Origin of the sequence: Croceibacterium selenioxidans (assembly GCF_018599195.1) — a bacterium.
Classification (GTDB): domain Bacteria; phylum Pseudomonadota; class Alphaproteobacteria; order Sphingomonadales; family Sphingomonadaceae; genus Croceibacterium_A; species Croceibacterium_A selenioxidans.
On record NZ_JAHFVK010000002.1, the window covers coordinates 495,957 to 521,364 of the forward strand.

Sequence of the window (25,408 nt, forward strand, 5' to 3'; positions counted from 1 at the left end):
ATACAAAATGGCAGGTGCCACTGGGGGAACTAATCCCATCCAGGTGATCGACGACAACCCGATGAGTTTCCGTCAATGGGTCGTCATTGTCCTAATGATTCTGCTTAACGCGCTCGATGGTTTCGACGTTTTGTCCAGCGCCTTCGCGGCTCCCGGCATTTCCGAGGAGTGGGGCATCCCCCGCTCCGAGCTGGGCATCGTTCTTTCGGCCGAACTCGTCGGCATGGGCTTCGGCTCGCTGATCCTGGGTGGGGTGGCCGACAAGATCGGCCGCAAGCCGGCCATGTTGCTCTGCCTCGTGGTCATGGCCGTTGGCATGTACATGGCTCACGCCGCCACTGGCGTTTCTGAGCTGACCATCTGGCGGCTCATCACCGGCCTTGGCATCGGCGGCATGCTCGCCGCGACCAATGCCGTGACCGCCGAAACCTCGAACAAGAAGGACCGCAGCCTCGCCATGGCGCTGTACGTGATCGGCTATCCGTTGGGTGGCGTGATCGGCGGTTTCGCCGCGCAGAGCTGGCTGCTGGTCGACTATGACTGGCGGGCGGTATTCCTGTTCGGCGCCATCGTGACGGCGGTGATGATCCCGTTGGTCATGTTGCTGGTCCCGGAAACCCCCGCCTTCTACGCGGCTCGCCGCCCCGAAGGCGCGCTCGCCAAGATCAACAAGTCGCTGCGCGCCCTGCGCCAACCGGAGATCGCCGAGCTTCCGCCGGTGCCGGAAACCGTGGCCAAGCCCAAGGTCACCGATATCCTCTCCAACCCGCGCCTGCGGCCGGTTACTCTGTTGCTGGCGTTCGGCTACATGTTCCACACCCTGACGTTCTACTTCATCCTGAAGTTTGCGGTTCAGATCGTGCATGACGCCGGCTTTACCCAGCCGGAAGCTGCGAGCACGCTGACTGTCGCCAATATCGGCGGTGCCGTCGGCGGTGCGATCTTCGGTTTTGCACTCAAGAAATGGGACATCAAGGGACCGACCATCGCTGCGGCCGTGCTCGGTTCGGCCGCGGTGGCTGCGTTTGGCATGGGAAGCGACACCCTGTGGGGCTGGCGTATTGCTGCGTTCCTGACGATGTTCTTCCTCAATGCGGCGATCGTGGGTTACTATGCCGCCTTCGCTCGGGGCTTCCCGGCCTATGCCCGCGCCACGGGTACGGGCTTTGTGCTCGGCGTTGGCCGGGCCGGTGCGGCAGGCTCGCCCATCATCGCCGGGTTCCTGTTCACGGCGCTCGGCAACGAGCAACTTCTGACGGTGTCGATCGTCATGTCGCTCGGCGCGATCATTGGCGCTGGCCTGTTGTGGCTGCTGCCGATGCGCGACGCCGATGCGGATCTCGGGATTTCGACCGCGGAGGCAGCGCGCTAAGCGCTTCGCCACGGTTGAAATTCAGGCTGGCGCGAGACGGACAGAAGGGCCATGGGCGCCTGAAAGTTCGTCCCGCCAGCCAGTGAGAGAGTTGCCATGAAGACCCGTGCCGCTGTCGCTTTCGAAGCCAAGAAACCGCTCGAGATCGTCGAGCTCGACCTCGAAGGTCCCAAGGCCGGCGAAGTTCTGGTCGAGATCATGGCGACGGGCATTTGCCATACCGATGCCTACACCCTCGATGGGCTCGATTCCGAAGGCATCTTCCCCAGCGTGCTCGGCCACGAAGGCGCCGGCATCGTGCGCGAAGTCGGCGCGGGCGTGACCAGCGTTGTGCCGGGCGACCACGTGATCCCGCTCTACACCCCGGAATGCCGCAAATGTAAGTCGTGCCTCAGCGGCAAGACCAACCTCTGCACGGCGATCCGCGCCACGCAGGGCAAGGGCCTGATGCCCGACGGCACCACGCGCTTCTCCTACAAGGGGCAGCCGATCTACCACTACATGGGCTGCTCGACCTTCTCGAACTTCACGGTGCTGCCCGAGATCGCGGTCGCCAAGATTCGCGAAGACGCGCCGTTCAAGACCAGCTGTTACATCGGCTGCGGCGTGACCACTGGCGTTGGTGCGGTGGTCAACACCGCCAAGGTCCAGGTCGGCGACAACGTAGTCGTGTTCGGCCTCGGCGGTATCGGCCTCAACGTGATTCAGGGCGCCAAGCTCGCAGGCGCCAACCTGATCATCGGCGTCGACATCAACCCGGCGCGCGAGGAATGGGGCCGCCAGTTCGGCATGACCCACTTCCTCAATTCCAAGGGCCTGAGCCGCGAAGAGACGATCGCCAAGATCCTCGAGCTGACCGACGGCGGCGCGGACTATACCTTCGATTGCACCGGCAACACCGAAGTCATGCGCACCGCGCTCGAAGCCTGCCACCGCGGTTGGGGCACCTCGATTATCATCGGCGTGGCGGAAGCGGGCAAGGAAATCGCCACCCGCCCGTTCCAGCTCGTCACCGGCCGCAACTGGCGCGGCACCGCGTTCGGCGGCGCCAAGGGCCGTACAGACGTGCCGAAGATCGTCGACTGGTACATGGACGGCAAGATCGCCATCGACCCGATGATCACCCACGTCCTGTCGCTGGAAGAGATCAACAAGGGCTTCGACCTGATGCACGCCGGCGAGAGCATCCGCAGCGTGGTGGTCTATTGATCACGACTTGGGGTTCTTACTCCTGATCCCTTCGTCCTGGGAATGTCATTCGACAGGCTCACCATGATCGGAATCCACCACCTCCGTTCGTGGTGAGCTTGTCGAACCCCGTCAGCGCTGCGCCAGCATCCTTCGACAGGCTCGGGACGAACGGAGGAGGGAATGTTGGTCCGATAATCAAACGCCTCCTTCACGGCTACGCTTTCGGGAGACCTCCATGTTCAGACACTTGGCTATCGGGACGAATGATCCCGAGGCGGCACGTCAGTTCTACGACGCCACATTCGCCGCTCTCGGCATCGCTGCGGCCACGGCCGACAGCAAGGGGCGCTTGCTCTATCGTCACGACGGGGCGCTACTGATCGTCGGGAGGCCGATCGACGGCCAACCCGCGACATACGCCAACGGCGGTACGATCGGGTTCTCCGCGCCGTCGGAAGAAGCCGTGCTCGGCTGGCACAGCGCTGGCCTCGCGAACGGCGGAACCGAGTGCGAAGGCCAACCGATCAAGCGGGTCTCGCCGGCCACGGGTCGGGAAGTTACGGTCGCCTATCTGCGCGATCCCGCCGGGAACAAGATCTGCGCGGTCTACGACGCGCCGGAGTAGGCGCTGCATCACCCCCTCCCGCTTGCGGGAGCGGTTAGGGATGGGTGTGGGAACGATACGCCGCGCCTCCCCCGACTGGCCCACCCCCAGCCCCTCACGCAAGCCGGAGGGGAGATTCCGAAAAAACCGCTCGGGCACTTTCACAAGGGCGAAAATTTCGGCTATATGATGAGCCTGCCTGATAGGCCCGATAAGAATCGACAGGAGAGTCGCCGATGTTCACCCACGTATTTCTCGGCTCGAACGACATCGAGAAGAGCCGCGAGTTCTACGACGCTACGATGAGCGTCCTTGGTTACCAGAACGTCGCGCCGGTCGAAGCTGGCCGCCTGATCTACGCGGGCCCGCAGGGTACCTTCATTGTCGCGCCGCCTTACAACGGAGAAGCCGCGACCGTCTCCAACGGTCACACTCTCGGTTTCTCCGCCCCCGATGACGAGACCATCGTGAAGTGGCACCAGGCCGGCCTCGCCGCCGGCGGTGTCGACGAAGGCGCCCCGGGCCCGCGCGCAGCCGCTCCCAACAACTCGCACGGTGCCTACCTGCGCGATCCGGACGGCAACAAGGTTTGCGTCTTCCACATGCGCCATTGAGCGAAACGGACTAAGTCGCTGAACATGGAAGTCTTATCGACCGCGCGCGCGTTTGGCGGCACGCAAGGCGTTTACCGCCATGCCTCCGTCGTGACCGGCACGGACATGACCTTTGCGGTCTACGTGCCGGACCATGCGCCTGGCGCGAAGCTTCCGGTGCTGTGGTATCTCTCGGGCCTCACCTGCACTCACGCCAACGTGATGGAAAAGGGTGAGTACCGCCGCGCCTGTGCCGAGCATGGGATCGTGTTCGTCGCGCCCGACACGAGTCCACGCGGTGACGACGTTCCCGACGACGAGGCCTACGACTTCGGCAAGGGCGCCGGCTTCTACGTCGATGCCACGCAGGAGCCTTGGGCCAGGCACTTCCGCATGCGTTCCTACATCGAGCAGGAACTGCCCGCGCTGGTCGCTGCCGAGTTCCCGGTCGATAGGGACCGCCAGGGCATCACCGGCCATTCGATGGGCGGCCACGGCGCGCTGACCATCAGCTTGCGCAACCCCGGCCGTTTCCGCTCGACCAGCGCCTTCGCCCCGATCGTCAGCCCGATGAACTGTCCGTGGGGCGAGAAGGCCCTGGGTGGCTATCTGGGCGAGGATATGTCTTCGTGGCGGCAATACGACGCCTGCGCCCTGATCAAGCAGGGCGCGCGTCTGCCCGACTTGCTGGTGGACCAGGGCACCGCAGACAACTTCCTCGATACGCAACTCAAGACGCAATTACTGGACGAGGCATGCCGCAAGGCCGATATGCCCGCTCAAATCAGGATGCAGGAGGGTTACGACCACTCCTACTTCTTCATCTCGACCTTCATGGACGAGCATATCGCCTGGCACGCGGAGAGGCTGAACAAGTGAGTACCAAAGAGCAGAGAGTCGCGGAGATCGTGGCCGAACACGCAGGCCGCGAAGGACCGATGCTGCCGATCCTGCACGACATCCAGCACGAATTCGGCTGCGTCGATGGCGAAGCCGAGCGGGTGATTGCCGGCGCCCTCAACCTGAGCCGCGCCGATGTGCATGGCGTGGTCAGCTTCTATCACGATTTCCACGAGAAAGCCGATCCGCGCCCCGAGGTCCAGATTTGCCGGGCCGAGGCCTGCAAGGCCCGCGGCGTCGAGAACCTGATGGCCGGCGCGAAGCAGGCTGCCGGAGAGCGCGTAAAGCTTTCGACCGTCTACTGCCTCGGCCTGTGCAGCGCCGGGCCCAGCGCGCGTGTCGGTGACACGCTCCATGCGCGGCTCGATGCCGCCGCCCTCGCCAAAGTGATCGAGAACGCCTGATGTCCGAGACTCGTATCGTCCGCATTTCCGACGACGCGCTGGCCCGGGCGCTGGGCGCCGACGCGCTTGCCGCGGCCTTCGCCAACAAGGGCGTCGAGGTTCACCGCACCTCGAGCTGGGGCATGCAGTGGCTTGAGCCGCTGGTTGAGATCGAAGGCATGGGCTTCGGCCCAGCCACGCTCGATGACGTCGATGCCATTCTCGCTGGAACGAGCAGCAAGGCCATCGGCGAAATCGTCGAGCATCCGTTCATCGCCCGCCAGCAGCGCCTGACGTTTTCCCGTGCGGGCCAGACCCGCCCGACCAACCTCGACGACTACGAGGAAACCGGCGGCTGGGCCGGATTGCGCCGTGCGCGTCAGATCGGTTCGGAAGCGATCATCGAGGAAGTCCTCGCCTCGGGCCTGCGCGGCCGCGGCGGTGCGGGCTTCCCCGCAGGAATCAAATGGAAGACCGTGGCCGGAGCCGCCGGTCCGCAGAAGTACATCGTCTGCAACGCCGACGAAGGCGACAGCGGCACCTTTGCCGACCGCATGGTCATGGAAGGCGATCCTTATGCGCTGATCGAAGGCATGGCGATCGCCGGCGAAGCGGTCGGGGCCGACCAGGGCTACATCTACTGCCGCAGCGAATACCCGGACTCGATCCGCAAGCTGACTGAAGCGCTGAAGCTCTGCGAGGGCATCATCGCCCCGTTCCGCTGCGAAGTGCGCACCGGCGCGGGAGCTTATGTCTGCGGTGAGGAAACCTCGCTGCTCAACTCGCTCGAAGGCAAGCGCGGCGAAGTGCGCGCCAAGCCGCCGCTTCCGGCGCTCGAAGGGCTGTTCGGCAAGCCGACCGTGGTCAACAACGTGCTGACCCTGTCCGCCGTGCCGCACATACTCGCCGAAGGCGGCGCAGCCCACTACGGCGCACTTGGCATGGACCGCTCCAAGGGCACCATGCCGATCCAGCTTGCGGGCAACATCAAGCACGGCGGCCTGTTCGAAACCGCGTTCGGCATCACCCTGCGCGAGTTGATCTACGACATCGGCGGCGGCACCGAGAGCGGCCGCCCGGTCAAGGCGGTGCAGGTCGGCGGTCCGCTGGGCGCCTATATCCACCCCGACCAGTTCGACATCCGCTTCGATTACGAGGAATACACCGTCGCCGACGCGCTGATCGGTCATGGCGGCATTACCGTGTTCGACGACACCGCCGACATGGGTCAGATGGCGCGTTTCGCGATGGAATTCTGCGCAGCCGAGAGTTGCGGCAAGTGCACTCCTTGCCGCATCGGTTCCATTCGCGGCGTCGAGCTGATCGACCGCATCCGCGCGGGCGGGCGCAAGGCCGACGCGGTCGAGGTTCTGCCGGTGATGCACAATGCGTCGAAGAAGGGCCGCCTGCCCGAACAGGACATCGGCCTGCTGACCGACTTGTGCGAGACGATGAAATTCGGCTCGCTTTGTGCACTCGGCGGGTTCACCCCCTATCCCGTCATGAGCGCGCTTAAGAACTGGCCGGAAGACTTCATGCCCGAGAGCGAAAAAGTGCTCGATCGGAACGACGCTTAGTGATCCTCGGCGTCGTCCTGGCTGGCGGGCAGTCGACCCGTTTCGGCAGCGACAAGGCGCTGGCCGAGCTGGACGGGCATACCCTGCTCGCCCGGGCGGTCGATACCCTGTCAGGTTGGTGCGAATATGTCGTCGTCGCCGGGCGTGAAACCGCCCCCGCCCCGACCATTCCCGACTGGCCGCACCCACAGATGGGACCGCTTGCGGGAATTGCCGCCGCGCTCCATTTCGCGCGTGACGAAGGCTACGCAACCGTGCTGACTTTGGGCGTGGATTCAGTGGGATTGCCCGAGAATCTGCCTGAACTACTCTCCCCCGCACCGGCCTACCTGGAAAGCCAGCCGGTCGTCGGTCATTGGCCTGCGGGAGCCGTTGACGCGATTGAAACGTTGCTTCTGGCAGACACCAAGCATTCGATGCTTGCGTTTGCAGGCGCCATTGGCGCAACAGCCGTGAAAATCAGCGCCAAACCTGCTAATATTAACACGCCGGCGGATCTCGCCGCGATGGAGCGAAAAGATGGGATTTGAACGCCAGGAAGACTTCGGCACGCCCGCAGTCAAGTCCGACGAGATGGTGAGCCTCACCATCGATGGGCGTGAAGTGACGGTGCCCGCGGGTACCAGCGTAATGCGCGCGGCTGCCGAGATCGGTGGCCAGATCCCCAAGCTTTGCGCCACCGACAACATGAAGGCGTTCGGCTCGTGCCGCCTGTGCCTGGTCGAGATCGACGGCGCGCGCGGCACGCCTGCCAGCTGCACCACGCCTGTCATGCCCGGGATGAACGTCCACACGCAGACCCCGCGGCTCGAAAAGCTGCGCAAGGGCGTGATGGAGCTCTACATCTCCGACCACCCGCTCGACTGCCTGACCTGCAGCGCCAACAACGACTGCGAGCTGCAGGACGCGGCGGCCCAGGTGGGCCTGCGCGACGTGCGCTATGGCTTCGAGGGTGAGAACCACCTCGGCCTCGCCACCGACTTCTCCAACCCGTACTTCGACTTCGATCCCAGCAAGTGCATCGTCTGCAGCCGCTGCGTGCGCGCATGCGACGAGGTACAGGGCACTTTCGCGCTGACGATCGACGGGCGCGGGTTCGGGTCGAAGGTCAGCGCCGGACAGGTCGAGGACAACTTCCTCGGCTCCGAATGCGTCAGCTGCGGCGCCTGCGTGCAGGCCTGCCCGACAGCGACGCTGCAGGAAAAGAGCGTCAAGGCGATCGGCAAGCCGGAGCGGGCCGTGGTCACCACCTGCGCCTATTGCGGCGTGGGCTGCACCTTCCGCGCCGAGATGCGCGGCGAGCAGCTCGTGCGCATGGTTCCGTGGAAGGACGGAAAGGCCAACCGCGGCCACAGCTGCGTCAAGGGCCGCTTCGCCTATGGCTACGCCAACCACCGCGAGCGCATCCTCAACCCGATGATCCGCGAGAGCATCGACCAGCCCTGGCGCGAAGTCAGCTGGGACGAGGCGATTTCCTACACCGCGGCCCGCCTCAACCAGATCAAGGCTGAATCGGGCGCGCGCGCGCTGGGCGGCATCACTTCCAGCCGCTGCACCAACGAAGAAGCCTACCTCGTGCAGAAGCTGGTGCGCGGCGGGTTCGGGTCGAACAACGTCGATACCTGCGCCCGCGTGTGCCACTCGCCGACGGGCTTTGGCCTGTCGACGACCTTCGGCACCAGCGCCGGCACGCAGGACTTCGATTCCGTGATGGATTCGGACGTCATCCTGGTGATCGGCGCCAACCCGACCGACGCACACCCGGTATTCGGCAGCCGCATGAAGCGCCGCCTGCGCCAGGGTGCCAAGCTGATCGTGATCGACCCGCGCCGGATCGACCTCGTCCGCAGCCCGCACATCGAGGCCGCCTATCACCTGCCGCTGCAGCCCGGCACCAACGTCGCCGTGATGACCAGCCTGGCGCACGTGATCGTGACCGAGGGGCTCGCCGACGAGAAGTTCATCCGCGAACGCTGCGACTGGGACGAATATCAGGACTGGGCCCGCTTCGTTTCCGACGAACGCCACAGCCCCGAAACGCTCGAAGCGGTCACCCGCGTTCCAGCGCAAGACCTGCGCGAAGCGGCGCGCCTGTTTGCCACCGGCGGCAACGGCGCGATCTACTACGGCCTCGGCGTGACCGAGCACTCGCAGGGTTCGTCGACCGTCATGGCGATCGCCAACCTCGCGATGGCGACCGGCAACATCGGCCGCCGCGGCGTGGGTGTGAACCCGCTGCGCGGCCAGAACAACGTACAGGGCAGCTGCGACATGGGCAGCTTCCCGCACGAGCTGTCGGGCTATCGCCACATCTCCGACGCCGCGACGCGCAAGCTGTTCGAGGACGATTGGGGCGTGACGCTCGATCCGGAGCCGGGCCTGCGCATTCCCAACATGCTCGATGCCGCTGTCGATGGCAGCTTCCGCGCGATCTACATCCAGGGTGAAGACATCCTGCAGTCGGACCCGGACACCAAGCACGTCGCCGCCGGCCTCGCCGCGATGGACTGCGTGATCGTCCACGACCTGTTCTTGAACGAAACCGCAAACTACGCGCACATCTTCCTGCCGGGTTCGACCTTCCTCGAGAAGGACGGCACCTTCACCAACGCCGAACGCCGCATTCAGCCAGTGCGCAAGGTGATGGAACCGGCCAACGGCTATGGCGACTGGGAAGTGACCCAGCTCCTCGCCAACGAGATGGGCCTGAACTGGACCTACACCCACCCGAGCCAGATTCTCGACGAGATCGCCCGCCTGACGCCGACCTTTGCCGGCGTTTCGTGGGAGCGCCTCGACCGCGAGGGCTCGCTGCAGTGGCCGGTGAACGAGAAGTTCCCCGAAGGCGCGCCGATCATGCACGTCGACGGCTTCGTGCGCGGCAAGGGCAAGTTCGTCGTCACCGAATACGTGCCGACCGACGAGAAGAGCGGTCCGCGCTTCCCGCTCCTGCTCACTACCGGCCGCATCCTGAGCCAGTACAACGTCGGCGCCCAGACCCGGCGCACCGACAACGTGCTGTGGCACAAGGAAGACCTGCTCGAAATGCACCCGAGCGATGCCGAGAACCGCGGTCTCAAGACCGACGACTGGGCCAAGCTCACCAGCCGCTCGGGCGAGACGACACTGCGCGTTCTCGTCACCGATCGCGTGGCGCCGGGTGTGGTCTACACCACCTTCCACCACCCTGCGACGCAAGCCAACGTGGTCACCACCGACTTCTCGGACTGGGCCACCAACTGCCCTGAGTACAAGGTGACCGCGGTCCAGGTCATGCCGTCGAACGGCCCGTCCGAATGGCAGGAAGACTACAACGAGCAGGCCGAACGCTCGCGCCGCATCGTCCAGGCGGAGCCGGCCGAATGAGCGAAGGCACCATCGTCAAACTTCGGCGCATGGCCAACCAGATCGCGCTCAACTACGCCGCTATCGGGGCGGACAGCGCGGTCCTGGCCACGGCGGATCACATCAAGAAGTTCTGGGATCCGCGGATGAAGTCGTCGATCTTCGCCGACAACCGCACCGACCTCTCGCCAATCGCCACGGCGGCGATTGACCTGCTGGCCGCGGGCGTGACCCCCGCACCGCAGTCGGGCGGGACCGAGTTCAACAAGGTGAACGAGGTCGGTCATTCCGACGCGGGGTGAGCTCCCTTCTCCCCTCTCGCTTGCGGGAGGGGCTAGGGGTAGGCCTATCTCGGCAAGCCGCTCCCGTGACGTCACACACTCACCGCTGGCCTCTCCCGCAGGCGGGAGGGGGATTTGAACGCCCCACTCGAAATCCGGCCCGACGGCTCTCACCACACCACCTCGCGCGAGTGGGTGCCCGAAGCCCCGGTGGCGCTGGAGTTCAACGGCCTCAGCTACGCCGTGATGATGGCCACGCCGAGCGATCTCGAGGATTTCGCTCTCGGCTTCGCGCTGACCGAAGGCCTGGCCCGAAAGCCCACCGACCTCACCGACATCAGCGTAGCCGAAGTCGAAAAGGGCTGGATCGTCCGCGCGGCGCTCTCGGGCCTCGGCATCGAGCAGCTCACCGATCGCGTGCGCTCCCGCGTGGCGGAAAGTTCCTGCGGCCTGTGCGGCATCGAGAACCTCGAGGCCGTCGCCCGTCCGCTGCCTCCTGTCCCAGTGCACGCCGCGCTTGCCGAGGGTGCGATCTTCGCCGCCCTCGCCGCGCTGCGCGATTTCCAGCCGCTCGGCCGCAAGACTGGCGCTGCGCATGCCGCCGCATTTGCTTCACCCGAAGGCCTCATTCTGCATGCCCGCGAAGACGTCGGCCGCCATAACGCGCTCGACAAGCTCGTCGGCGCCCTCGCCGCAAGCGGACAAGACCCTTCGGAAGGCTTCGTCCTCTCCACCGCGCGCTGTTCCTACGAGATCGTCGAGAAGGCGGTCCGCGCCGGTGCCACCCGCTTGGTCACCGTCTCGCTGCCCACCAGCATGGCGGTCGAACGCGCCAGCCAGTCAGGCCTCAGCCTGTGGTCCCTAGCCCGCGACGACAGCGTGTTGCGGGTCAACTCCGGCAACGCAAGGTAAGGCGGCGCGGAGGAAAGCCATGGCGCGAAAGACTTTCCTCAGAGAGCTGCGCCAATACCTCCAGGATCCCAAATCGCGCCGCACCTGGAGCCTCGCAGCGCGCGACGGGATTGTCGCGACCGGGGGCATCCTGCTCGGCTTCACCGGCGCCGGGGCAAGCGATCGGACCTTGCTCATGGCCGCGACGGCAGCGACCGTGGCCGGCATGCTCTGCGCGGGTGGGGCGGAATGGTCCGAGGCCGCTTCCGACCGGGAGGCGCAACTCAACGCCGTCGCCGAGGAAAAGGCCGAGGTCGAGCAGCAAAGGCACGTCGAAGAGACCGAAGTGTTCCACTACTACCGCGCCAAAGGGCTTAGCCGGGATCTCGCCAAGAGGGTGGCCAAGGAGCTGATGACGCGCTCCCCGATAAAGGCGGCGCTCGAGAGCGGGCACGGGATTCTCGCGCTAACCTCTCAGGCCGAAGTCTGGCTGACGGGCATCTTCGCCGCTCTCGCCTACCTCTTGGGTGCCGCGATTCCCCTGGCGCTGACATTCTTCCTGCCAATGGCGATCGAGACCCGGCTTATCGTCGCGGCCGTGCTCCTGTCGCTGGTCGTAACCTCGATTGTCGGGGCGCGCGCCGGGCATATGAACGTTGGCACGAACGTTGTTCGCACCGTGGTGATCGGCGTGGTGACGATCACAGTCAGCTACTTCGTCGGAGAGCTTGCGTTTTGAGGCCGCTCACCGGCTGAGCAGGTAGACCGCGTACTCCGCTCGCCAATTGGCTCCGGCGGCGCTCAGCTCGCGCTCGCCGCTGAAGAACCAGCTCCGCTCGGTCTTTACGCCTTTGTCGGCGAGCAGCTTGTCGAAATCGGTCACCGTCACGTGGTGAATGTTCTGCGTCTCGTACCAGCTCACCGGCAGGTGGCGCGTCACCGGCATGCGGCCATGCCACAGCAGGAACGCGCGCATGCGCCAGTGCGCAAAGTTGGGGAAGCTGACGAAGGCCCGCCGGCCGACGCGCAGCAGCTGTTCGAGCATCAAGTCTGGCCGAGCAGCGGTCTGTAGTGTTTGACTGAGGATCGCATAGTCGAACGCGTCGTCCGGATAGTCGGCGAGATCGCGGTCGGCGTCTCCCTGGATCACCGAGAGGCCACGCGCGACGCAGCGTTCGACCGCCTCGGGATCGATCTCCATCCCCCGCGCGTCCACCCCTTGCTTGTCGCGCAGGACGGCCATCAGTTCGCCGTCGCCGCAGCCGACGTCGAGCGCCCGGCTGCCCGGGGCGACGTGCTTGGCGATGACGGCGAGGTCGGGGCGCAGCTCAGCCATTGAGGAACCCCGTGACGACCCGGTCGAGCGAGGGAACTTCGAGCAGGAAGCTGTCGTGGCCATAAGGCGCTGACAGCTCGACGAAGCTGACCGGCGCGGCGACGGCGTTGAGCGCGTGAACGATCGCGCGCGATTCGGCCGTCGGATAGAGCCAATCGGTGTCGAAGCTGACCACGCAGAAGCGCGCCGGCGTCCCGGCAAAGGCATCGGCCAATCGCCCGCCGTGCTCTTCGGCCAAGTCGAAATAGTCCATCGCCCGGGTGATATAGAGATAGCTGTTGGCATCGAACCGGTCGGTAAAGGCGAGCCCCTGGTACCGCAGGTAGCTTTCGACTTGGAAATCCGCGTCGAAGCCGAAGCTCTTTGCCTCGCGGTCCTGCAAGCGGCGGCCGAACTTGCCGGTCAGGCCCGCCTCCGACAGGTAGGTGATGTGCGCGGCCATACGCGCCACCGCGAGACCCTTGTCCGGCGTATTGCCCGAATCGTAATAGTCGCCGCCCTGCCAGTTGGGATCGGCCATGATCGCCTGGCGGCCGACCTCATGGAAGGCGATGTTCTGGGCCGAGTGGCGCGGCGTGGTGGCGATGGCTAGCACCCGCGCGGCCCGCTCGGGAAAATTGGCGGCAAGACTCAGCGCCTGCATCCCGCCCATCGAGCCGCCCACCACGGCATGCAGCTGCCCGATCCCGAGCGCATCGAGCAACGCCACCTGGGCGCGGACCATGTCGCGAATCGTGATGACCGGGAAGCGCATGCCGTAGCGTCCGCCGTCCGCGGCGTCGCTCGCCGGGCCGGTCGAACCCATGCAGCTGCCGATCACGTTGGCGCAGATCACGAAGAAGCGGTCGGTGTCGATCGGCTTGCCGCGGCCGATCATCCGGTCCCACCAGCCCGGCTTGCCCGTAATCGGATGCGGACTGGCGACGTGCTGATCGCCGGTCAGCGCATGATGGACGAGAATCGCGTTCGACTTGTCTGGCGCGAGTTCGCCATAGGTCTCGTAAGCGATCGTCACGCGATCGAGCGCCTGCCCGCTGTCGAGCTGGAGCGGCTTGTCGAGCAGGACGGTGCTGCTTGTCGATGAAAGAACTGTGGCCACGTTTGGCGGGGGATGGGATAGCCCAAGCGGGCTGTCAATTCCCGCTGCTTGCGGCTATGCGCCCGGCGGTGAACGAAGGGGCTCCTATTACCCGTCCTGCGATGAAGCCGTGGATCGAGGCTATCCATGCCTACGTGCCCGGCAAGAGCAAGGCCGCTGACGGGCGCAAGCTCGTCAAACTCTCGGCCAACGAAAACCCGCTCGGCACCAGCGAGGCCGCGCTGAAGGCGCGCGCCGCGGCGCCGGGACCGGATCGTTATCCCGATCCTGATTCGACGGAACTGCGCGAAGCGCTGGGTGCGTTGCACGGCGTGGACCCGGGGCGGATCGTCTGCGGCACGGGCTCGGGCGAACTGCTCACGGTGGCAGCCAGCGCCTTTGCCGGTCCCGGAGACGAAGTGCTCTACGTGCGGTACGGCTTCTCACTCTACGAGATCGCGGCACGGCGGTGCGGGGCAACGCCGGTCGAGGCTCCGGACGCCGATTACGGTACCGATGTCGACACCCTGCTAGCCTGCGTGACCGAGCGGACGCGGGTGGTATTCGTCGCCAATCCGAACAACCCGACGGGCAGCTATCTTTCGCGGGCCGAGCTTGCGCGGCTGCACTCTGGCCTACCGGGCCATGTCCTGCTGGTGATCGACCAGGCTTACGCCGAATACGTCGCGCCGGAAAACGACGACGGGGGCGTGGCGCTGGCCAACACGCACGACAACGTGCTCGTCATGCGCACCTTCTCCAAGGCTTATGGTCTTGCTGGAGAGCGGATCGGCTGGGCCACTGGCGCGCCCGCCCTGATCGGCGCGCTCAACCGCCTTCGCGGACCATTCAACGTCAATCTCGCCGGGCAGCAGGCCGCTGTCGCGGCGGTGGAAGATCAAGCCTTCGTTGTGTCGTCGCGCGAGTCCAACACCCAAGTCCGGGCCAGGTTCGTCGCCGCGCTGGAAGCGCTCGGCAACTTCGGGCTGCGTCCGCTTCCGAGTGAGGCTAATTTCGTGCTCGTGCTATTCGAAGGCGCGTTGACGGCCGAAGCTGCCCTCTTGGGGCTGAACGACGCCGGCTACGCGGTACGTCATTTGCCGGGCCAGGGCTTGCCGCAAGCCTTGCGCATCACGATCGGGACCGAGGGGCAGATGGACGAAGTAGCCCAAGTGTTGCGCACTCTGGCGGAGGGCGCACAGTGACATTTGAACGCGTGGCGATCATCGGCCTCGGCCTGCTCGGCGGCTCGATCGGCCTGGCAGTCGCCCAGCACCTGCCCGGCATAGCCACCACGGGTTACGACGTCGATCCCGCGGTACGCCAACGCGCCCGGGAGCGTGGCCTTGCCGGCACCATTTGCGAGACCGCGAGTGAGGCGGTGGCCGAGGCGGACCTCGTCATTCTCTGCGTACCGGTTGGCGCGATGACCGAAGTCGCGCGCGAAATCGCCGGAGCGTTGCGGCCCGACGCTCTGGTCAGCGATGTGGGTTCGTCGAAGCGGACGGTCGCCAAGGCGCTGTCAGAGGCTCTGCCGAACCACGCCATCATACCCGCGCACCCCGTCGCCGGCACCGAGCACTCGGGACCCGACGCGGGTTTTGCCAGCCTGTTCCACCATCGCTGGTGCATCCTCACTCCGCCGGCCGATGCCGATCCCGAGCAGGTCAACGCGCTCATCGAGTTCTGGAAGGCCTTGGGCGCCATGGTCGACGCCATGGATGCCGAACATCATGACATGGTGCTGGCCGTCACCAGCCACATTCCTCACCTGATAGCCTACACCATTGTTGGGACCGCTTCGGACCTCGAGCAGGTCACGCGCGGAGAGGTGATCAAGTACTCCGCCGGCGGCTTCCGCGACTTCACCCGCATCGCCGCATCGGACCCGACCATGTGGCGCGACGTCTTCCTGCAGAATCGCGATGCGGTGCTGGAAATGCTCGACCGGTTCCTCACGGACCTGGCCCTGATGCGAGAGGCGATCCGCGCGAGCGATGGGGAAACCATGTTCGAGCTGTTCACCCGCACGCGCTCGATCCGCCGTTCGATCGTCGCGATCGGGCAGGACGACGCCCGGCCCGACTTCGGGCGTAAGGATCACGAATAGGCCCTGCTGCACGGCGCAGCGTCCGTGCATGAATTCTCATACAAGGGCGTGACGTGTTTCTGCTGGTTTTCAAGTTCTCCGTGTGGGGCGCTGCCTCATGGGGAGGGTGGAGGGGCTGGCGGACTGTCCTTAGCCCCTCCGTCAGCCCCTGCGGCGCCTGCCACCTCCCCATCGCTGCGCGACAGGGAGGATCTGGAGGAGCAGATACACCAACCACCAGCGGGCGAATGCGGGCCTAACGCCGGGAGAACAAAGTCGCGGACGGGCGAAGGCCGGCGAGGGCTGCGCAAACCTCACGGATCGCAGTGGCATTCTGACGGCGAGGCGCGCAACCGATACGGTTACGCATATCAGGAATTATCGCCAAAACCTCAAGAGTTCAGCGCGTTGATCGCCTCATGCACCCTCGCCTCGATTTCCTCGCGTGGGAGGCCAGGCTCGATCACTTCCCCGAAATGCAGCGTGATCGTGCCGGGTCGCTTCCACAAGCGATGGTATAGCGGCCCGCTGTTCACCGCGACCGGCACCACCGGTAGACCCAGGAGCTTGTAGATCCCGGCAAAACCGGCCTGGAGCGGCGGGCGGGTGTCATGTGGGACGCGTGTGCCTTCCGGAAAGATCGCCAGTGGGCGGCCGCTCGCAATGAATTTGCGCGCATCGGTCATCATGGCGCGGAGCGCCTTGGCGCCCTGGTCCCGTCGCACCTCGACCGAGCCGTAGGCGCGGGCGGCGCGGCCCCAGCCGGGAATGTCGAACAACTCCTGCTTGCCGAACGGCACGGGGTAGTCGAGCAGATTGGGCAGATCGATCGCTTCGAAGAAACTCTCGTGCTTAAGCGCATAGAGAGCTGGCTCGACCGGCCTGTGGCCGGTCTCGTGAACGCTGATCCCCAGCAGTACCTTGCAGCAGGCCCGGTGATAGCGGGCCCAGGCGTCGGGATATGGGCGCACCCGACTTGGCGCGAATGTCGCCATAAGAGCCGACATGCCGACGTAGAATACGCTTCCCGAGTAGAACGCGAGATAGAACAGCAGGCTCCGCAGCACAATCATCGACTTAACCTGGAAGAGCTTGGACGAGCCAGGCGGCCAGGAACTTGTGGTATTCGAGAAAGAGCATCGACAGCGACGGTTTGGACGGGACGGCGTCGCGCAGGATCACGGTTTCCTGAGGCAGCGCTCCTTGCAGCTCCAGCGCGGCGCGGCGCATGTGCCAGTCGGACGTCACCAGGCGCAGGCTGCGGACCTTCTGCTCGGCGATCCAAGCGGCGGTCTCGCGAGCATTGCCCCGCGTATCGAGCGCGGCGAACCCGAGCGTCACGCAGCACTCCATAAGTTCTGGCGATACGCCGTATTCGACCTCGAACTCCCTCGGCTTCACGTCGCTGTAAACCCCTGTGACGAGCATCTTGGGCGCCTCGCCCGCGCGCAGCAGCGCAAGCCCGCGCGGGATACGTCCGCCGCTGCCGGTCGGCACGACGATCGCGTCGGTCTTCTGTTTGCCCGCCGGTTGCGGCAGCGCAACCGCGAACCAAAGGAATCCCAGCACCCAAAGGACGAAGAGCGATGAAAGAAAACGGCGAATCACAGGATTTGCCTCAGCACAGCCAGCACCGTCAGGCGAGCGGTCAGGATAGCCAACGCCAAGCCTATCACCGGAATGAGTGCGAGAACGGCCCAGTCGACCGGCCCGAGCCCACCGCCAGCCACCATGCCCGAGCCAAGTGCCGCAAATTGCTTGCCTAACAGCAGCACAGCGGCAAGGCCCAGCGCAAGGCCGGCAAGGCCGCCCAGGGCCGCGTCAAACGCCACCGAGCGTTGGAAGATACGGGCGATCTGCGCGTCGGTGCCCCCGAGCAGGTGGACGATCTCGATCGTCTCGTGGTTACTGCCCAGCGCGCTTCGCGCCGCCAGCCACACGGCCGCCGCACTCGTCCCCGCCAGCAGCACGATCAGGCCGACAGCGAGCCACTGCAACGAAGCGGCCGCGTCGAACACAGGCTGCAACCAGCGAGCCTGCGCGTCCACCCGCGCAGAGGGAGCCGACGATACGATCGTCGCGCGCAAGTCCTTGAGCTGCTTCTCGGTCACGGATCCCGCCAGCTTGACGTCGATGATCGCCGGAACCGGAAGCGCATCCTCCGCAGAGGCCGCTTGCGGACCGAGCCAGGGTTCGAGCAAGGCCTTGAGCTCTTCGTCGGGCACGCGGCGGACTTCCGCCACTCCGTCGAGCTCGTCGAGCAACGACAGGGCTGCCTGAACCTGGCGTTCGCGCTCCGCCGGGCGCCCCTCCACGATCTGGACCGTGATCCCACCGGCGATCTCGTTGCGGGCGCTCTGGGTGAGGTTGCGCAAGCCCAGACCGGCCCCAGCCGCAATCACCGTGAGAGCGATCATGATGGCGATGACCCACGGCATCGGACCGGCGATGCGCGCCTGCGGCAAGAGCCGATCGCTCGCGACGTGTCGGAGCGCCTTCATTGGCCCACCGTCTCGCGCCGCGGTGGATAGCGCAGCGCGCCCGTCGGATCGGAAAGCCGCCCGCGGTCGAGACGCATGATCAGCGAATCCGGCACCTTCTTCAGCAAGTGAACGTCGTGCGTCGCGACCACCACGGTGGTGCCAAGGCGATTGAGGGCCTCGAACAGGCGCAATAGCTTTACCGCCATTTCAGGGTCGACGTTGCCCGTCGGCTCGTCGGCGACGAGAATCTCCGGGCGGGCGATCACGGCGCGGGCAATGGCGACCCGCTGCTGCTCCCCGCCCGAGAGGCTGGCGGGCCGCGCATCGGCGCGCTGTTCGAGCCCGACCCACTGGAGCATGTCCGCCACCGGCTTGCGTATTTCGTTCTCGGGAACGCCTGAAACGCGTAGCGGCAGGGCCACGTTGTCGAATGCGGATAAGTCGGGCACCAGGCGGAAGTCCTGGAACACCACGCCGATGCGTCGGCGGAATTCGGGCAAACGGTTACGCGGCACGGTGATCACGTCGGTGCCGAACATCCGGATGACCCCCCGCGAAGGGCGCTGGGCCAGGTAGAGCAGTTTGAGCAACGAAGTCTTGCCCGCGCCGCTGGCCCCGGTGAGGAAGTAGAAACTCCCCGGATAGAGCGTGAACGCGATGTCGCTCAGCACCTCTCGTTCGGTGCCGTAGCGCAAGCCGACGTTGTCGAACTGGACGATGCTCCCCTCCCCAGCGCTCACGGACGGCCTCGGGAGCGGTGCGGATGGAGGAAGATGAGCATGCTCGGGCGGCTATAGCTGCTGTTCGATGTGGAAAAAAGCCACGCAAGGGGGTGAGTTGAGGGTGTGCGCCTTGTTGCCAGTTGCCAAGAGTCTTAAGATTCACCTGCAATGATTATTTCATGCCCTGCTTGCACGACGCGCTATGTGGTGCCGGACAGTGCGATTGGCCTGGAGGGGCGCACAGTCCGGTGCGCCAAGTGCCGGCACAGCTGGTACCAGGATCCACCCGCGCTTGAGATGGCAGGGTCGGAACCGGCGCGGGCCGAAATAGCCGAGCCCGTCGCTCCACCACCAACGCCAGATCCTGCGCCGGAACCGGTCACGGCGGGGGACCGTCCGCGCTTCGTGACCGCGTCACCTGCTCCCGAGCCGGAACCGGAAGTCGGGGCAGAAGCAGCGAGCGCCCCGTTCGCGGAATCCGAATTCGAGGACGTGCCGCCCCCGCCTCCTTACGAGACGCCCCGCATCTCCGAGCCTGCGGACGCCGATGACGCCATCTCGCAGTTCGATGCGGCTCCGCCTTTCAGGCGCCGGCGCAATCCGCTGCGTGTGTGGAGTTGGGCCGCGGGCATCTTCGCTGTTCTAGCCGTGGGCACCACTGCGGCGGTTTCGTATCTGGGACTTCCCGATTGGGTACCGGTGAACGAACCGACTTTCGGTTATAACCGGACGGATCTGCAGCTCGACTTCCCGCCTGACCGGCAGGAACGCCGCCAGACCCCCAACGGCACCGAATATTTCGGCGCGAGTGGGACGATCACCAATGTCGGCGGCCGGACCGAGGATGTCCCGCCGATCCTGATCGTGCTGCGCGATTCTCGGGAGCGGATCGTCTACAGTTGGGAAGTTCAGCCGCCGAAGCGCAGCCTTGCCCCAGGCGAGAGCGTGACGGTGAACGAGGCTGTGACCGACGTGCCGCGCTCGGCCCGCGTGGCCGAGATCGGCTGGAAGCCCACCTGAAATTCGCCGCCGTCAGGCGACTTACTGGAATTCGTAGAGAACCTTGCCCTCGCGAGTGGTGCGTTGCGCCTGGGGCGCATCCTTGCGCGTCTCATCGAGCCCACGGTCCTGGCGCACGATTACCGGCTCAAGGATGACAGCCCTCACCTGCGCTTGCACGACCTTGGCCCCCGGAACGTCCGGGGGAGAGGGCACAACGGCCGTGGCGGCCGCAGCCAGCAAGAGCGCTGAAAAGCTCACGTCGTATGGTTGATAGACCATTAACCCAACACTCATCCATCAAGGCCGTTCCATGACAAGAACGGCAGCGATGAAGAATGTTATTGCCCCCGGCTTGCAGGGGTATGGTCGCTTTGCTAAGGGCCCCCACCTACCCCGCGAGGGCCGCCTTCTGGCCCTTGTCGATTATGCGGTCGTGGCGGAACTGGTAGACGCGCAACGTTGAGGTCGTTGTGGGCGAAAGCCCGTGGAAGTTCGAGTCTTCTCGACCGCACCAATCATCCTGATGAGATCGATTTTCGCCTTCGGGCGCCCCGTTCATCGCGGCAACTTGCGCCTGTGAGGAAGCGAATCGGCCGGAGCAAGCTCCGTCGATCCGCCCCTCAAGACATTTGCGATGGCTTACTCGGCAGGTCCGCGGTTCTTGCGGTGAGGCTTCTTCTGCCAGGGCTTCTTGGGTCCCTTCGCCGAATCAGCAGGACGCGGTTTCGCGTCGTTGCCCGAACGGCCAGCCTTGCGCGCGGCGCCGGGCGGTCCCTTGCGTGGCGGTCCCGAGTGTCCAGGCCGTTCGTGGCTCCTGGCGCCCTTGCGATGCTCCCGAGCGGCGTCGCGCGGCGTGTCGGGCGACGGTTCGATGCTGACATCGCCTCCGTCCTCGGTCCCGGCCGTACGAACCAGCGCCGACGCAAACTTGTCCGCGATGGTCCGCGGGACCTGGAAGTGGGTCTCGTTCGCGCTGATGCGGATGGCTCCGATCTCGTTGCGGGTGATATGCCCGCGGCGGCAAAGCAGGGGCAGGATCCAACGCGGGTCGGCATTCTGACGGCGGCCGACGTCCATCCGGAACCAGACCACGTCCTCGAAGCCCGCACGATGGCGATCCTGTCGATCGGCCTGCTGCGCTTCGGGCGTGTTCGGGATCAGTTCTTCGGCCTGCGGCAAGGCGGCGCGATGAGCGCGTACCAGCGCCGCGGCGATGTCCTCGGGGCTGCGTTCAGCCAGAAGACGGGTCGCGAGTTCGCGATCCTCCTCGTCGAACTCGATCGGCTCGAGCAGAGCCTCGAGCAGGCGCTGGCGGTCGTTGTGGCGGATGGCTTCGGCCGTCGGCGGATCGATCCACTCGGCGTTGATCCGTGCACCGCGCAGCATCGATTCGACGCGCTTGCGGCGGGGGTAAGGCACGACGAGGACGGCGGTGCCCTTCTTGCCCGCGCGCCCGGTCCGGCCCGAGCGGTGCTGCAAGGTCTCGGCATCGCGGGGAATCTCGACGTGGATCACCAGGCTGAGCGTCGGAAGGTCAATGCCCCGCGCCGCCACGTCGGTCGCTACGCAGACGCGGGCGCGCCGATCGCGCAGCGCCTGCAGCGCCTGATTACGCTCCGACTGCGAGTGCTCGCCCGACAGCGCGACCACGGCAAAGCCGCGCTCCTGCAAGGTTGCGTGCAGCCGGCGGACGTTCTCGCGGGTAGCGCAGAACAGCATGGCGGTTTCCGCTTCGTGGAAGCGCAGGAGGTTGACCACCGCGTTCTCGATCTCCGACGGCGAGACGGTGACGGCCTGGTAGGCGATGTCGCCATGCCCGCGACCGTCGCTGACCGTGGAGATGCGCAGGGCGTCGCGCTGGTAGCGCTGCGCCAGCCGCGTGATCGGTGCCGGCATCGTAGCGGAGAACAACAGTGTCCGGCGGCTTTCAGGGGTCGCGTCGAGAATTTCCTCGAGATCTTCGCGGAAGCCCATGTCGAGCATTTCGTCGGCCTCATCGAGCACGACTGTGCGAAGCGCCGCGAGGTCGAGCGCGCCCCGCTCGAGGTGATCACGCAGACGGCCAGGCGTTCCCACGACGACTTGGGGCCCGTCGCGCAACGAGCGTCGCTCCTTCGATGGGTCCATGCCCCCGACGCAGGTCGCCACGCGCAGACCCGCCTTGCCGTATAGCCACATCAGCTCGCGGCTTACCTGCAGCGCCAGCTCGCGGGTGGGCGCAATGACCAGCGCCAGCGGACTGGTGCCGAATTCCGCCATGCCGTCGGGCCGAAGCAAGTCGGGCGCCATGGCTATGCCGAAAGCGACGGTCTTGCCGGAACCGGTCTGCGCCGAGACAATTAGGTCACGCCCTTCCGCCTCGGGCTCGAGCACCGCGGCTTGCACGGGGGTGGGATCGGAATAGCCGCGCGCGACTAGAGCTTCGCCGAGAACGGCCGGTACATTGGGAAAAGGCATCGCCGCTAGATAGGGACGATTGCCCCGAGAGACACCCGGGGCGGGATATCTTTTTTCCAAGCCACTCCTGCAACCTGAAGGCGGCCCCGCGCGCCCGTTGATACTCGGTTCCAGCATTTGGGCAAAGGTTCGCGGTTCGCGAGGTCCCCACCCCACCGCTTCGCTCGACGAAACGCCATTGAATTGACGATAAGTAATATTACAGATGGACCCGCCATGAGGACCCGGTTCACTGACCGGTCTTATTAACATGACGGCTTTTCAGGGAGAGATCCGATGCTGCGTCGCCAGTTGCTTACCCTCGTCGCATTGGCGTCTACGGCGCTCGCCCCTCTCCCGTCCCTCGCGCAGACTGCGGCACCGGTGCCGGTCGAACAGCTGGTCGAAAAAGTTCAGATTCCTTACGAGAGCTTCACGCTTCCCAACGGCCTCCGCGTCATAGTCCATACCGACCGCAAGGCCCCGATCGTGGCGGTGTCGGTGTGGTACGACGTTGGCTCCAAGCACGAGCCGAGCGGAAAGACCGGCTTCGCCCACTTGTTCGAACACCTGATGTTCAACGGCTCCGAGAATGTTCCCGGCGACTTCTTCGCACCGCTGCGGGAAGTGGGCGCGACAGACTTCAACGGCACGACCAACTTCGACCGCACCAACTACTTCGAGACCGTGCCCCGGCCCGCGCTCGACCGGGCGCTGTTCCTAGAGAGCGACAGGATGGGGTGGTTGCTCGGGGCTATCGACCAGGCCGTGCTCGATGAACAGCGCGGCGTGGTCCAGAACGAGAAGCGCCAGGGCGACAACCAGCCCTACGGCCTAGTGTTCTACAAGCTGCTCGAGGAACTGCTCGGCGGGACGCCTTATGGCCATAACGTTATCGGCTCGATGGCCGACCTCGACGCCGCGAGCCTGGAGGACGTCAAGAACTGGTTCCGCCAGCACTACGGCCCGAACAACGCGGTCCTCGTGCTCGCCGGCGATGTCGACGTGAACGAGGCTCGGCCGATCGTCGAGAAGTACTTTGGATCGATTCAGGCCGGACCGCCGACACAAGCGCCGCAAGTGGCGGTGCCGACCCTGTCCGCGGCCAAGGACGTCACGATGCAGGATCGTGTCGCGGCGACCTTGATCTTGCGCAGCTGGGCGGTGCCCGGGCTCAACGATCCGGACGCCGTCCCTCTCGACGTGCTCGCCTCCGTGCTCGGCGGCCTCGCCAGCTCACGGCTCGATAACCTCCTGGTGCGTGAAGAGAAGACCGCGGTGCAGGTCTCGGCCGGCGTCCAGTCGCTCTCCCAGCTCGGCATGTTCCTGGTCCAGGCGGTCGTACGGCCCGGAGTCGATCCCGCCGTGGTGGCCAAGCGCCTGGACGAGATCGTCGCCGACCTCATCGAACACGGTCCGACAGCCGACGAGGTGCAGCGTGTCGTCACGACCAACGTCTCCAGCCGCATCTCCGGCCTCGAGGCCGTCGGCGGCTTCGGGGGCAAGGCCGTGGCGCTGGCGTCGGGCGAGCTCTATTCGGACAATCCGGCTTTCTACAAGCAACAGCTCGAAGCGATGGCGAAGGTTACGCCGGCGCAGGTCCAGGCTGTCGGCCAGAAATGGCTCTCACGCCCCGCCCTTACCATCACCGTCGTTCCGGGAGAGCGCGACAGCTACCAGGAAGCTCAGACAGTCGCGGCCGCACCCGCCGCAGCCGCTCCGCGCGAGGCCGTCCAGAGCACGCGCGGCGACCTCCCTTCGGTCGCGGCTATCGGCGACCTCGATTTTCCCGAGGTCACCCGCAGCAGGCTGAGCAATGGAGTCGAACTCGTCTACGCCCATCGCGCGGCCGTACCCGTCACCCGTGTGTTGATGAGCTTCGACGCCGGGGCTGCCGCGGATCCGGACGGGAAGCTCGGCACCCAGAGCCTGATGCTTTCGCTGCTCAAGGAAGGCACGACGAGCCTGGACTCGACAGCCATCGCCGAAGCCGGCGAACGCCTCGGCGCCACGATCGGCACCGGCAATTCGGCTGACCGCACGTACCTGACCGTCGCCACGCCCAGCCCCAACCTTGCGGGTTCGCTCGACCTGTTCGCCGACGTCGTGCGCAATCCGGCGTTCGAGCCCTCCGAGGTGGAACGCCTCCGCGCGAGCTTGCTCACGTCGATCGCCTCGGAACTCACGAACCCCGCGGGCATCGCGAACCGGGCCATGCCACCGCTGCTGTACGGCAGCGCAAGCCCTTACGCGAAGCTCGCCGCTGGTTCGGGCGACCCGGTCGCCGTAGGCCAGCTAACGCGCGATGAACTGGTGGCTTTCCACCAGGCCTGGATCAGGCCGGAGAAGGCCAAGGTCTTCGTCGTGAGCGATCTTCCCCTGGAAGAGGTCAAGGCCGCGCTCGAAGCCCGCTTCCGCAACTGGCGGGGCCAGGGACCGGCCGGTGCCAAGGCGTTCAACGCGGCGCCGGCGCAAGTCACGCCCAGGATCGTGCTGCTCGACCGGCCCAATTCGCCGCAGTCGCTGATCCTCGCCGGGCAAATGACGGCGCTCAACCCGCGCGATGAACTCCTGACTTACCAGATGGGCAACCAGGTTCTCGGCTCTGGCTTCCTGTCGCGCCTCAACATGGAACTGCGCGAAAACAAGCATTGGTCCTACGGCGCCGGGGGTGGTTACAACTGGCTCGAGCACGCGGTGCCCTACACCATCAACGCGCCGGTCCAGGCTGACCGGACCGGGGACTCGATCAAAGCCATCCAACAGCAGGTACAGGAGTTTCTCTCGACCAACGGCGTCACCGCGGCGGAACTCTCGCGCGAGGTCAACGGCACGACGAGGGAATTGGCAGGGCGATTCGAGACGTCCAGCGCTGTCCTTTCCGCCATGCAGCAGAATGATGTCTGGGGCCGTCCGGATAATTTCTACGACACGGTCGCACAGCGGTACCGCGCCATGACCGGGCCGGAACTCGACGCGGCGATGCGAAACGCGCTCGATCCGAACAAGTTCGTCTGGGTGGTCGTCGGGGATGCCGCGACGGTCAAACCCCAGCTCGAAAGCCTCGGGCTACCCGTGGAAGTCGTCGCGGCGGCAGCCATCGGGCAGTGAGGGAACTGAAGCGG

24 protein-coding genes and 1 tRNA gene are annotated in these 25,408 nt (G+C 65.6%); 17 read left to right on the top strand and 8 right to left on the bottom strand.

From position 1 onward, the window contains the following. Window positions 1–7: 7 nt before the first annotated feature. The 12 genes from KK137_RS11255 to KK137_RS11310 all read left to right on the top strand — a co-directional run bounded on the left by KK137_RS11255 (window position 8) and on the right by KK137_RS11310 (window position 11,876). The gene (locus KK137_RS11255) at window positions 8–1,372 is read left to right on the top strand and encodes an MFS transporter (protein WP_214536517.1); all 1,365 of its coding nucleotides are present in this window, start codon (window positions 8–10) and stop codon (window positions 1,370–1,372) included. 96 nt (window positions 1,373–1,468) lie between these two features. After that, window positions 1,469–2,581 (top strand): S-(hydroxymethyl)glutathione dehydrogenase/class III alcohol dehydrogenase, encoded by a 1,113-nt coding sequence (locus KK137_RS11260; RefSeq protein WP_214536518.1) that lies wholly within the window; start codon window positions 1,469–1,471, stop codon window positions 2,579–2,581. Between the two features lie 217 nt (window positions 2,582–2,798). Beyond that, complete coding sequence (locus KK137_RS11265; RefSeq protein WP_214536519.1) at window positions 2,799–3,188, top strand: VOC family protein; 390 nt, start codon at window positions 2,799–2,801, stop codon at window positions 3,186–3,188. Window positions 3,189–3,403: 215 nt separating this feature from the next. Then, window positions 3,404–3,781, top strand: coding sequence for a VOC family protein (locus tag KK137_RS11270; protein WP_214536520.1), 378 nt, complete (start codon window positions 3,404–3,406; stop codon window positions 3,779–3,781). A 24-nt stretch (window positions 3,782–3,805) separates the two neighbouring features. Further along, a complete protein-coding gene (gene fghA / locus KK137_RS11275) occupies window positions 3,806–4,639 on the top strand; it encodes an S-formylglutathione hydrolase (RefSeq protein WP_214536521.1) in 834 nt (277 codons plus the stop codon). Next, entirely contained in the window at window positions 4,636–5,064 is a 429-nt protein-coding gene (locus tag KK137_RS11280; protein ID WP_214537591.1) for an NAD(P)H-dependent oxidoreductase subunit E, read from the top strand. The genes fghA and KK137_RS11280 overlap by 4 nt, the downstream gene beginning before the upstream one ends. Continuing rightward, entirely contained in the window at window positions 5,064–6,620 is a 1,557-nt protein-coding gene (locus tag KK137_RS11285) for an NADH-ubiquinone oxidoreductase-F iron-sulfur binding region domain-containing protein (RefSeq protein WP_214536522.1), read from the top strand. The genes KK137_RS11280 and KK137_RS11285 overlap by 1 nt, the downstream gene beginning before the upstream one ends. Beyond that, complete coding sequence (gene mobA / locus KK137_RS11290; RefSeq protein WP_214536523.1) at window positions 6,620–7,150, top strand: molybdenum cofactor guanylyltransferase; 531 nt, start codon at window positions 6,620–6,622, stop codon at window positions 7,148–7,150. The genes KK137_RS11285 and mobA overlap by 1 nt, the downstream gene beginning before the upstream one ends. Further along, window positions 7,140–9,986: a formate dehydrogenase subunit alpha gene (fdhF, locus tag KK137_RS11295; protein WP_214536524.1), complete on the top strand. Its 2,847-nt coding sequence runs from the start codon at window positions 7,140–7,142 to the stop codon at window positions 9,984–9,986. The genes mobA and fdhF overlap by 11 nt, the downstream gene beginning before the upstream one ends. Then, complete coding sequence (locus KK137_RS11300; protein ID WP_214536525.1) at window positions 9,983–10,267, top strand: formate dehydrogenase subunit delta; 285 nt, start codon at window positions 9,983–9,985, stop codon at window positions 10,265–10,267. Before fdhF ends, KK137_RS11300 begins: the two co-directional genes overlap by 4 nt. 114 nt (window positions 10,268–10,381) lie before the next feature. Continuing rightward, window positions 10,382–11,158, top strand: coding sequence for a formate dehydrogenase accessory sulfurtransferase FdhD (gene fdhD / locus KK137_RS11305; RefSeq protein ID WP_214536526.1), 777 nt, complete (start codon window positions 10,382–10,384; stop codon window positions 11,156–11,158). 19 nt (window positions 11,159–11,177) lie between these two features. Further along, complete coding sequence (locus KK137_RS11310; protein WP_214536527.1) at window positions 11,178–11,876, top strand: VIT1/CCC1 transporter family protein; 699 nt, start codon at window positions 11,178–11,180, stop codon at window positions 11,874–11,876. 6 nt (window positions 11,877–11,882) lie between these two features. Here KK137_RS11310 and metW read toward each other — a convergent pair whose 3' ends face one another. Together metW and metX are read right to left on the bottom strand one after the other, a co-directional pair. Further along, on the bottom strand, window positions 11,883–12,473 hold the full coding sequence (gene metW / locus KK137_RS11315; RefSeq protein ID WP_214536528.1) for a methionine biosynthesis protein MetW: 591 nt from the start codon (window positions 12,471–12,473) through the stop codon (window positions 11,883–11,885). Continuing rightward, complete coding sequence (metX, locus tag KK137_RS11320) at window positions 12,466–13,572, bottom strand: homoserine O-acetyltransferase MetX (protein WP_214536529.1); 1,107 nt, start codon at window positions 13,570–13,572, stop codon at window positions 12,466–12,468. The genes metW and metX overlap by 8 nt, the downstream gene beginning before the upstream one ends. Before the next feature lie 56 nt (window positions 13,573–13,628). On the opposite strand from metX, the gene hisC reads away from it, so the two are divergent. After that, window positions 13,629–14,756: a histidinol-phosphate transaminase gene (hisC, locus tag KK137_RS11325; protein WP_214536530.1), complete on the top strand. Its 1,128-nt coding sequence runs from the start codon at window positions 13,629–13,631 to the stop codon at window positions 14,754–14,756. Then, window positions 14,753–15,661, top strand: coding sequence for a prephenate/arogenate dehydrogenase family protein (locus KK137_RS11330; RefSeq protein WP_214536531.1), 909 nt, complete (start codon window positions 14,753–14,755; stop codon window positions 15,659–15,661). The genes hisC and KK137_RS11330 overlap by 4 nt, the downstream gene beginning before the upstream one ends. A gap of 371 nt (window positions 15,662–16,032) precedes the next feature. Here the strand turns inward: KK137_RS11330 and KK137_RS11335 are convergent, their stop codons facing one another. Genes KK137_RS11335 through ftsE form a run of 4 tightly spaced genes read right to left on the bottom strand, consistent with a single transcriptional unit; the run spans window position 16,033 to window position 18,863 of the window. Then, window positions 16,033–16,713 carry a lysophospholipid acyltransferase family protein gene (locus KK137_RS11335; protein ID WP_214536532.1) on the bottom strand — a complete coding sequence of 227 codons (681 nt, stop codon included), beginning with the start codon at window positions 16,711–16,713 and terminating at the stop codon, window positions 16,033–16,035. A 4-nt stretch (window positions 16,714–16,717) separates the two neighbouring features. Then, a complete protein-coding gene (locus tag KK137_RS11340) occupies window positions 16,718–17,248 on the bottom strand; it encodes a YdcF family protein (protein WP_214536533.1) in 531 nt (176 codons plus the stop codon). Then, window positions 17,245–18,141, bottom strand: a complete 897-nt coding sequence (locus KK137_RS11345; RefSeq protein WP_214536534.1) for a cell division protein FtsX — start codon at window positions 18,139–18,141, stop codon at window positions 17,245–17,247. The genes KK137_RS11340 and KK137_RS11345 overlap by 4 nt, the downstream gene beginning before the upstream one ends. Further along, on the bottom strand, window positions 18,138–18,863 hold the full coding sequence (ftsE, locus tag KK137_RS11350) for a cell division ATP-binding protein FtsE (RefSeq protein ID WP_214536535.1): 726 nt from the start codon (window positions 18,861–18,863) through the stop codon (window positions 18,138–18,140). The genes KK137_RS11345 and ftsE overlap by 4 nt, the downstream gene beginning before the upstream one ends. Window positions 18,864–19,013: 150 nt before the next feature. Between ftsE and KK137_RS11355 the strand changes: the two genes are divergently transcribed. After that, complete coding sequence (locus tag KK137_RS11355; RefSeq protein ID WP_214536536.1) at window positions 19,014–19,865, top strand: zinc-ribbon domain-containing protein; 852 nt, start codon at window positions 19,014–19,016, stop codon at window positions 19,863–19,865. 21 nt (window positions 19,866–19,886) lie between these two features. Here KK137_RS11355 and KK137_RS11360 read toward each other — a convergent pair whose 3' ends face one another. Continuing rightward, a complete protein-coding gene (locus KK137_RS11360) occupies window positions 19,887–20,141 on the bottom strand; it encodes a hypothetical protein (RefSeq protein ID WP_214536537.1) in 255 nt (84 codons plus the stop codon). Between the two features lie 133 nt (window positions 20,142–20,274). Here KK137_RS11360 and KK137_RS11365 point away from each other — a divergent pair. Further along, window positions 20,275–20,361 (top strand) — tRNA-Leu (locus KK137_RS11365). 125 nt (window positions 20,362–20,486) lie between these two features. Here the strand turns inward: KK137_RS11365 and KK137_RS11370 are convergent. After that, window positions 20,487–22,304 (bottom strand): DEAD/DEAH box helicase, encoded by a 1,818-nt coding sequence (locus KK137_RS11370; RefSeq protein ID WP_214536538.1) that lies wholly within the window; start codon window positions 22,302–22,304, stop codon window positions 20,487–20,489. Between the two features lie 276 nt (window positions 22,305–22,580). Here KK137_RS11370 and KK137_RS11375 point away from each other — a divergent pair, with 276 nt between their 5' ends. Next, a complete protein-coding gene (locus KK137_RS11375) occupies window positions 22,581–25,394 on the top strand; it encodes a M16 family metallopeptidase (RefSeq protein ID WP_214536539.1) in 2,814 nt (937 codons plus the stop codon). The last annotated feature ends 14 nt before the right edge of the window (window positions 25,395–25,408 follow it).

Bases quoted from the DNA above. Each gene is read 5' to 3' on its own strand.
- KK137_RS11285 (WP_214536522.1), top strand. From the start codon at position 5,064: ATGTCCGAGACTCGTATCGTCCGCATTTCCGACGACGCGCTGGCCCGG.
- KK137_RS11355 (WP_214536536.1), top strand. From the start codon at position 19,014: ATGATTATTTCATGCCCTGCTTGCACGACGCGCTATGTGGTGCCGGAC.
- fghA (WP_214536521.1), top strand. From the start codon at position 3,806: ATGGAAGTCTTATCGACCGCGCGCGCGTTTGGCGGCACGCAAGGCGTT.
- KK137_RS11270 (WP_214536520.1), top strand. From the start codon at position 3,404: ATGTTCACCCACGTATTTCTCGGCTCGAACGACATCGAGAAGAGCCGC.
- fdhF (WP_214536524.1), top strand. From the start codon at position 7,140: ATGGGATTTGAACGCCAGGAAGACTTCGGCACGCCCGCAGTCAAGTCC.
- KK137_RS11375 (WP_214536539.1), top strand. From the start codon at position 22,581: ATGCTGCGTCGCCAGTTGCTTACCCTCGTCGCATTGGCGTCTACGGCG.
- KK137_RS11335 (WP_214536532.1), bottom strand. From the start codon at position 16,713: ATGATTGTGCTGCGGAGCCTGCTGTTCTATCTCGCGTTCTACTCGGGA.
- hisC (WP_214536530.1), top strand. From the start codon at position 13,629: ATGCGCCCGGCGGTGAACGAAGGGGCTCCTATTACCCGTCCTGCGATG.
- KK137_RS11370 (WP_214536538.1), bottom strand. From the start codon at position 22,304: ATGCCTTTTCCCAATGTACCGGCCGTTCTCGGCGAAGCTCTAGTCGCG.
- KK137_RS11255 (WP_214536517.1), top strand. From the start codon at position 8: ATGGCAGGTGCCACTGGGGGAACTAATCCCATCCAGGTGATCGACGAC.
- KK137_RS11345 (WP_214536534.1), bottom strand. From the start codon at position 18,141: ATGAAGGCGCTCCGACACGTCGCGAGCGATCGGCTCTTGCCGCAGGCG.
- KK137_RS11260 (WP_214536518.1), top strand. From the start codon at position 1,469: ATGAAGACCCGTGCCGCTGTCGCTTTCGAAGCCAAGAAACCGCTCGAG.
- metW (WP_214536528.1), bottom strand. From the start codon at position 12,473: ATGGCTGAGCTGCGCCCCGACCTCGCCGTCATCGCCAAGCACGTCGCC.
- KK137_RS11300 (WP_214536525.1), top strand. From the start codon at position 9,983: ATGAGCGAAGGCACCATCGTCAAACTTCGGCGCATGGCCAACCAGATC.
- KK137_RS11265 (WP_214536519.1), top strand. From the start codon at position 2,799: ATGTTCAGACACTTGGCTATCGGGACGAATGATCCCGAGGCGGCACGT.
- KK137_RS11310 (WP_214536527.1), top strand. From the start codon at position 11,178: ATGGCGCGAAAGACTTTCCTCAGAGAGCTGCGCCAATACCTCCAGGAT.
- KK137_RS11360 (WP_214536537.1), bottom strand. From the start codon at position 20,141: ATGAGTGTTGGGTTAATGGTCTATCAACCATACGACGTGAGCTTTTCA.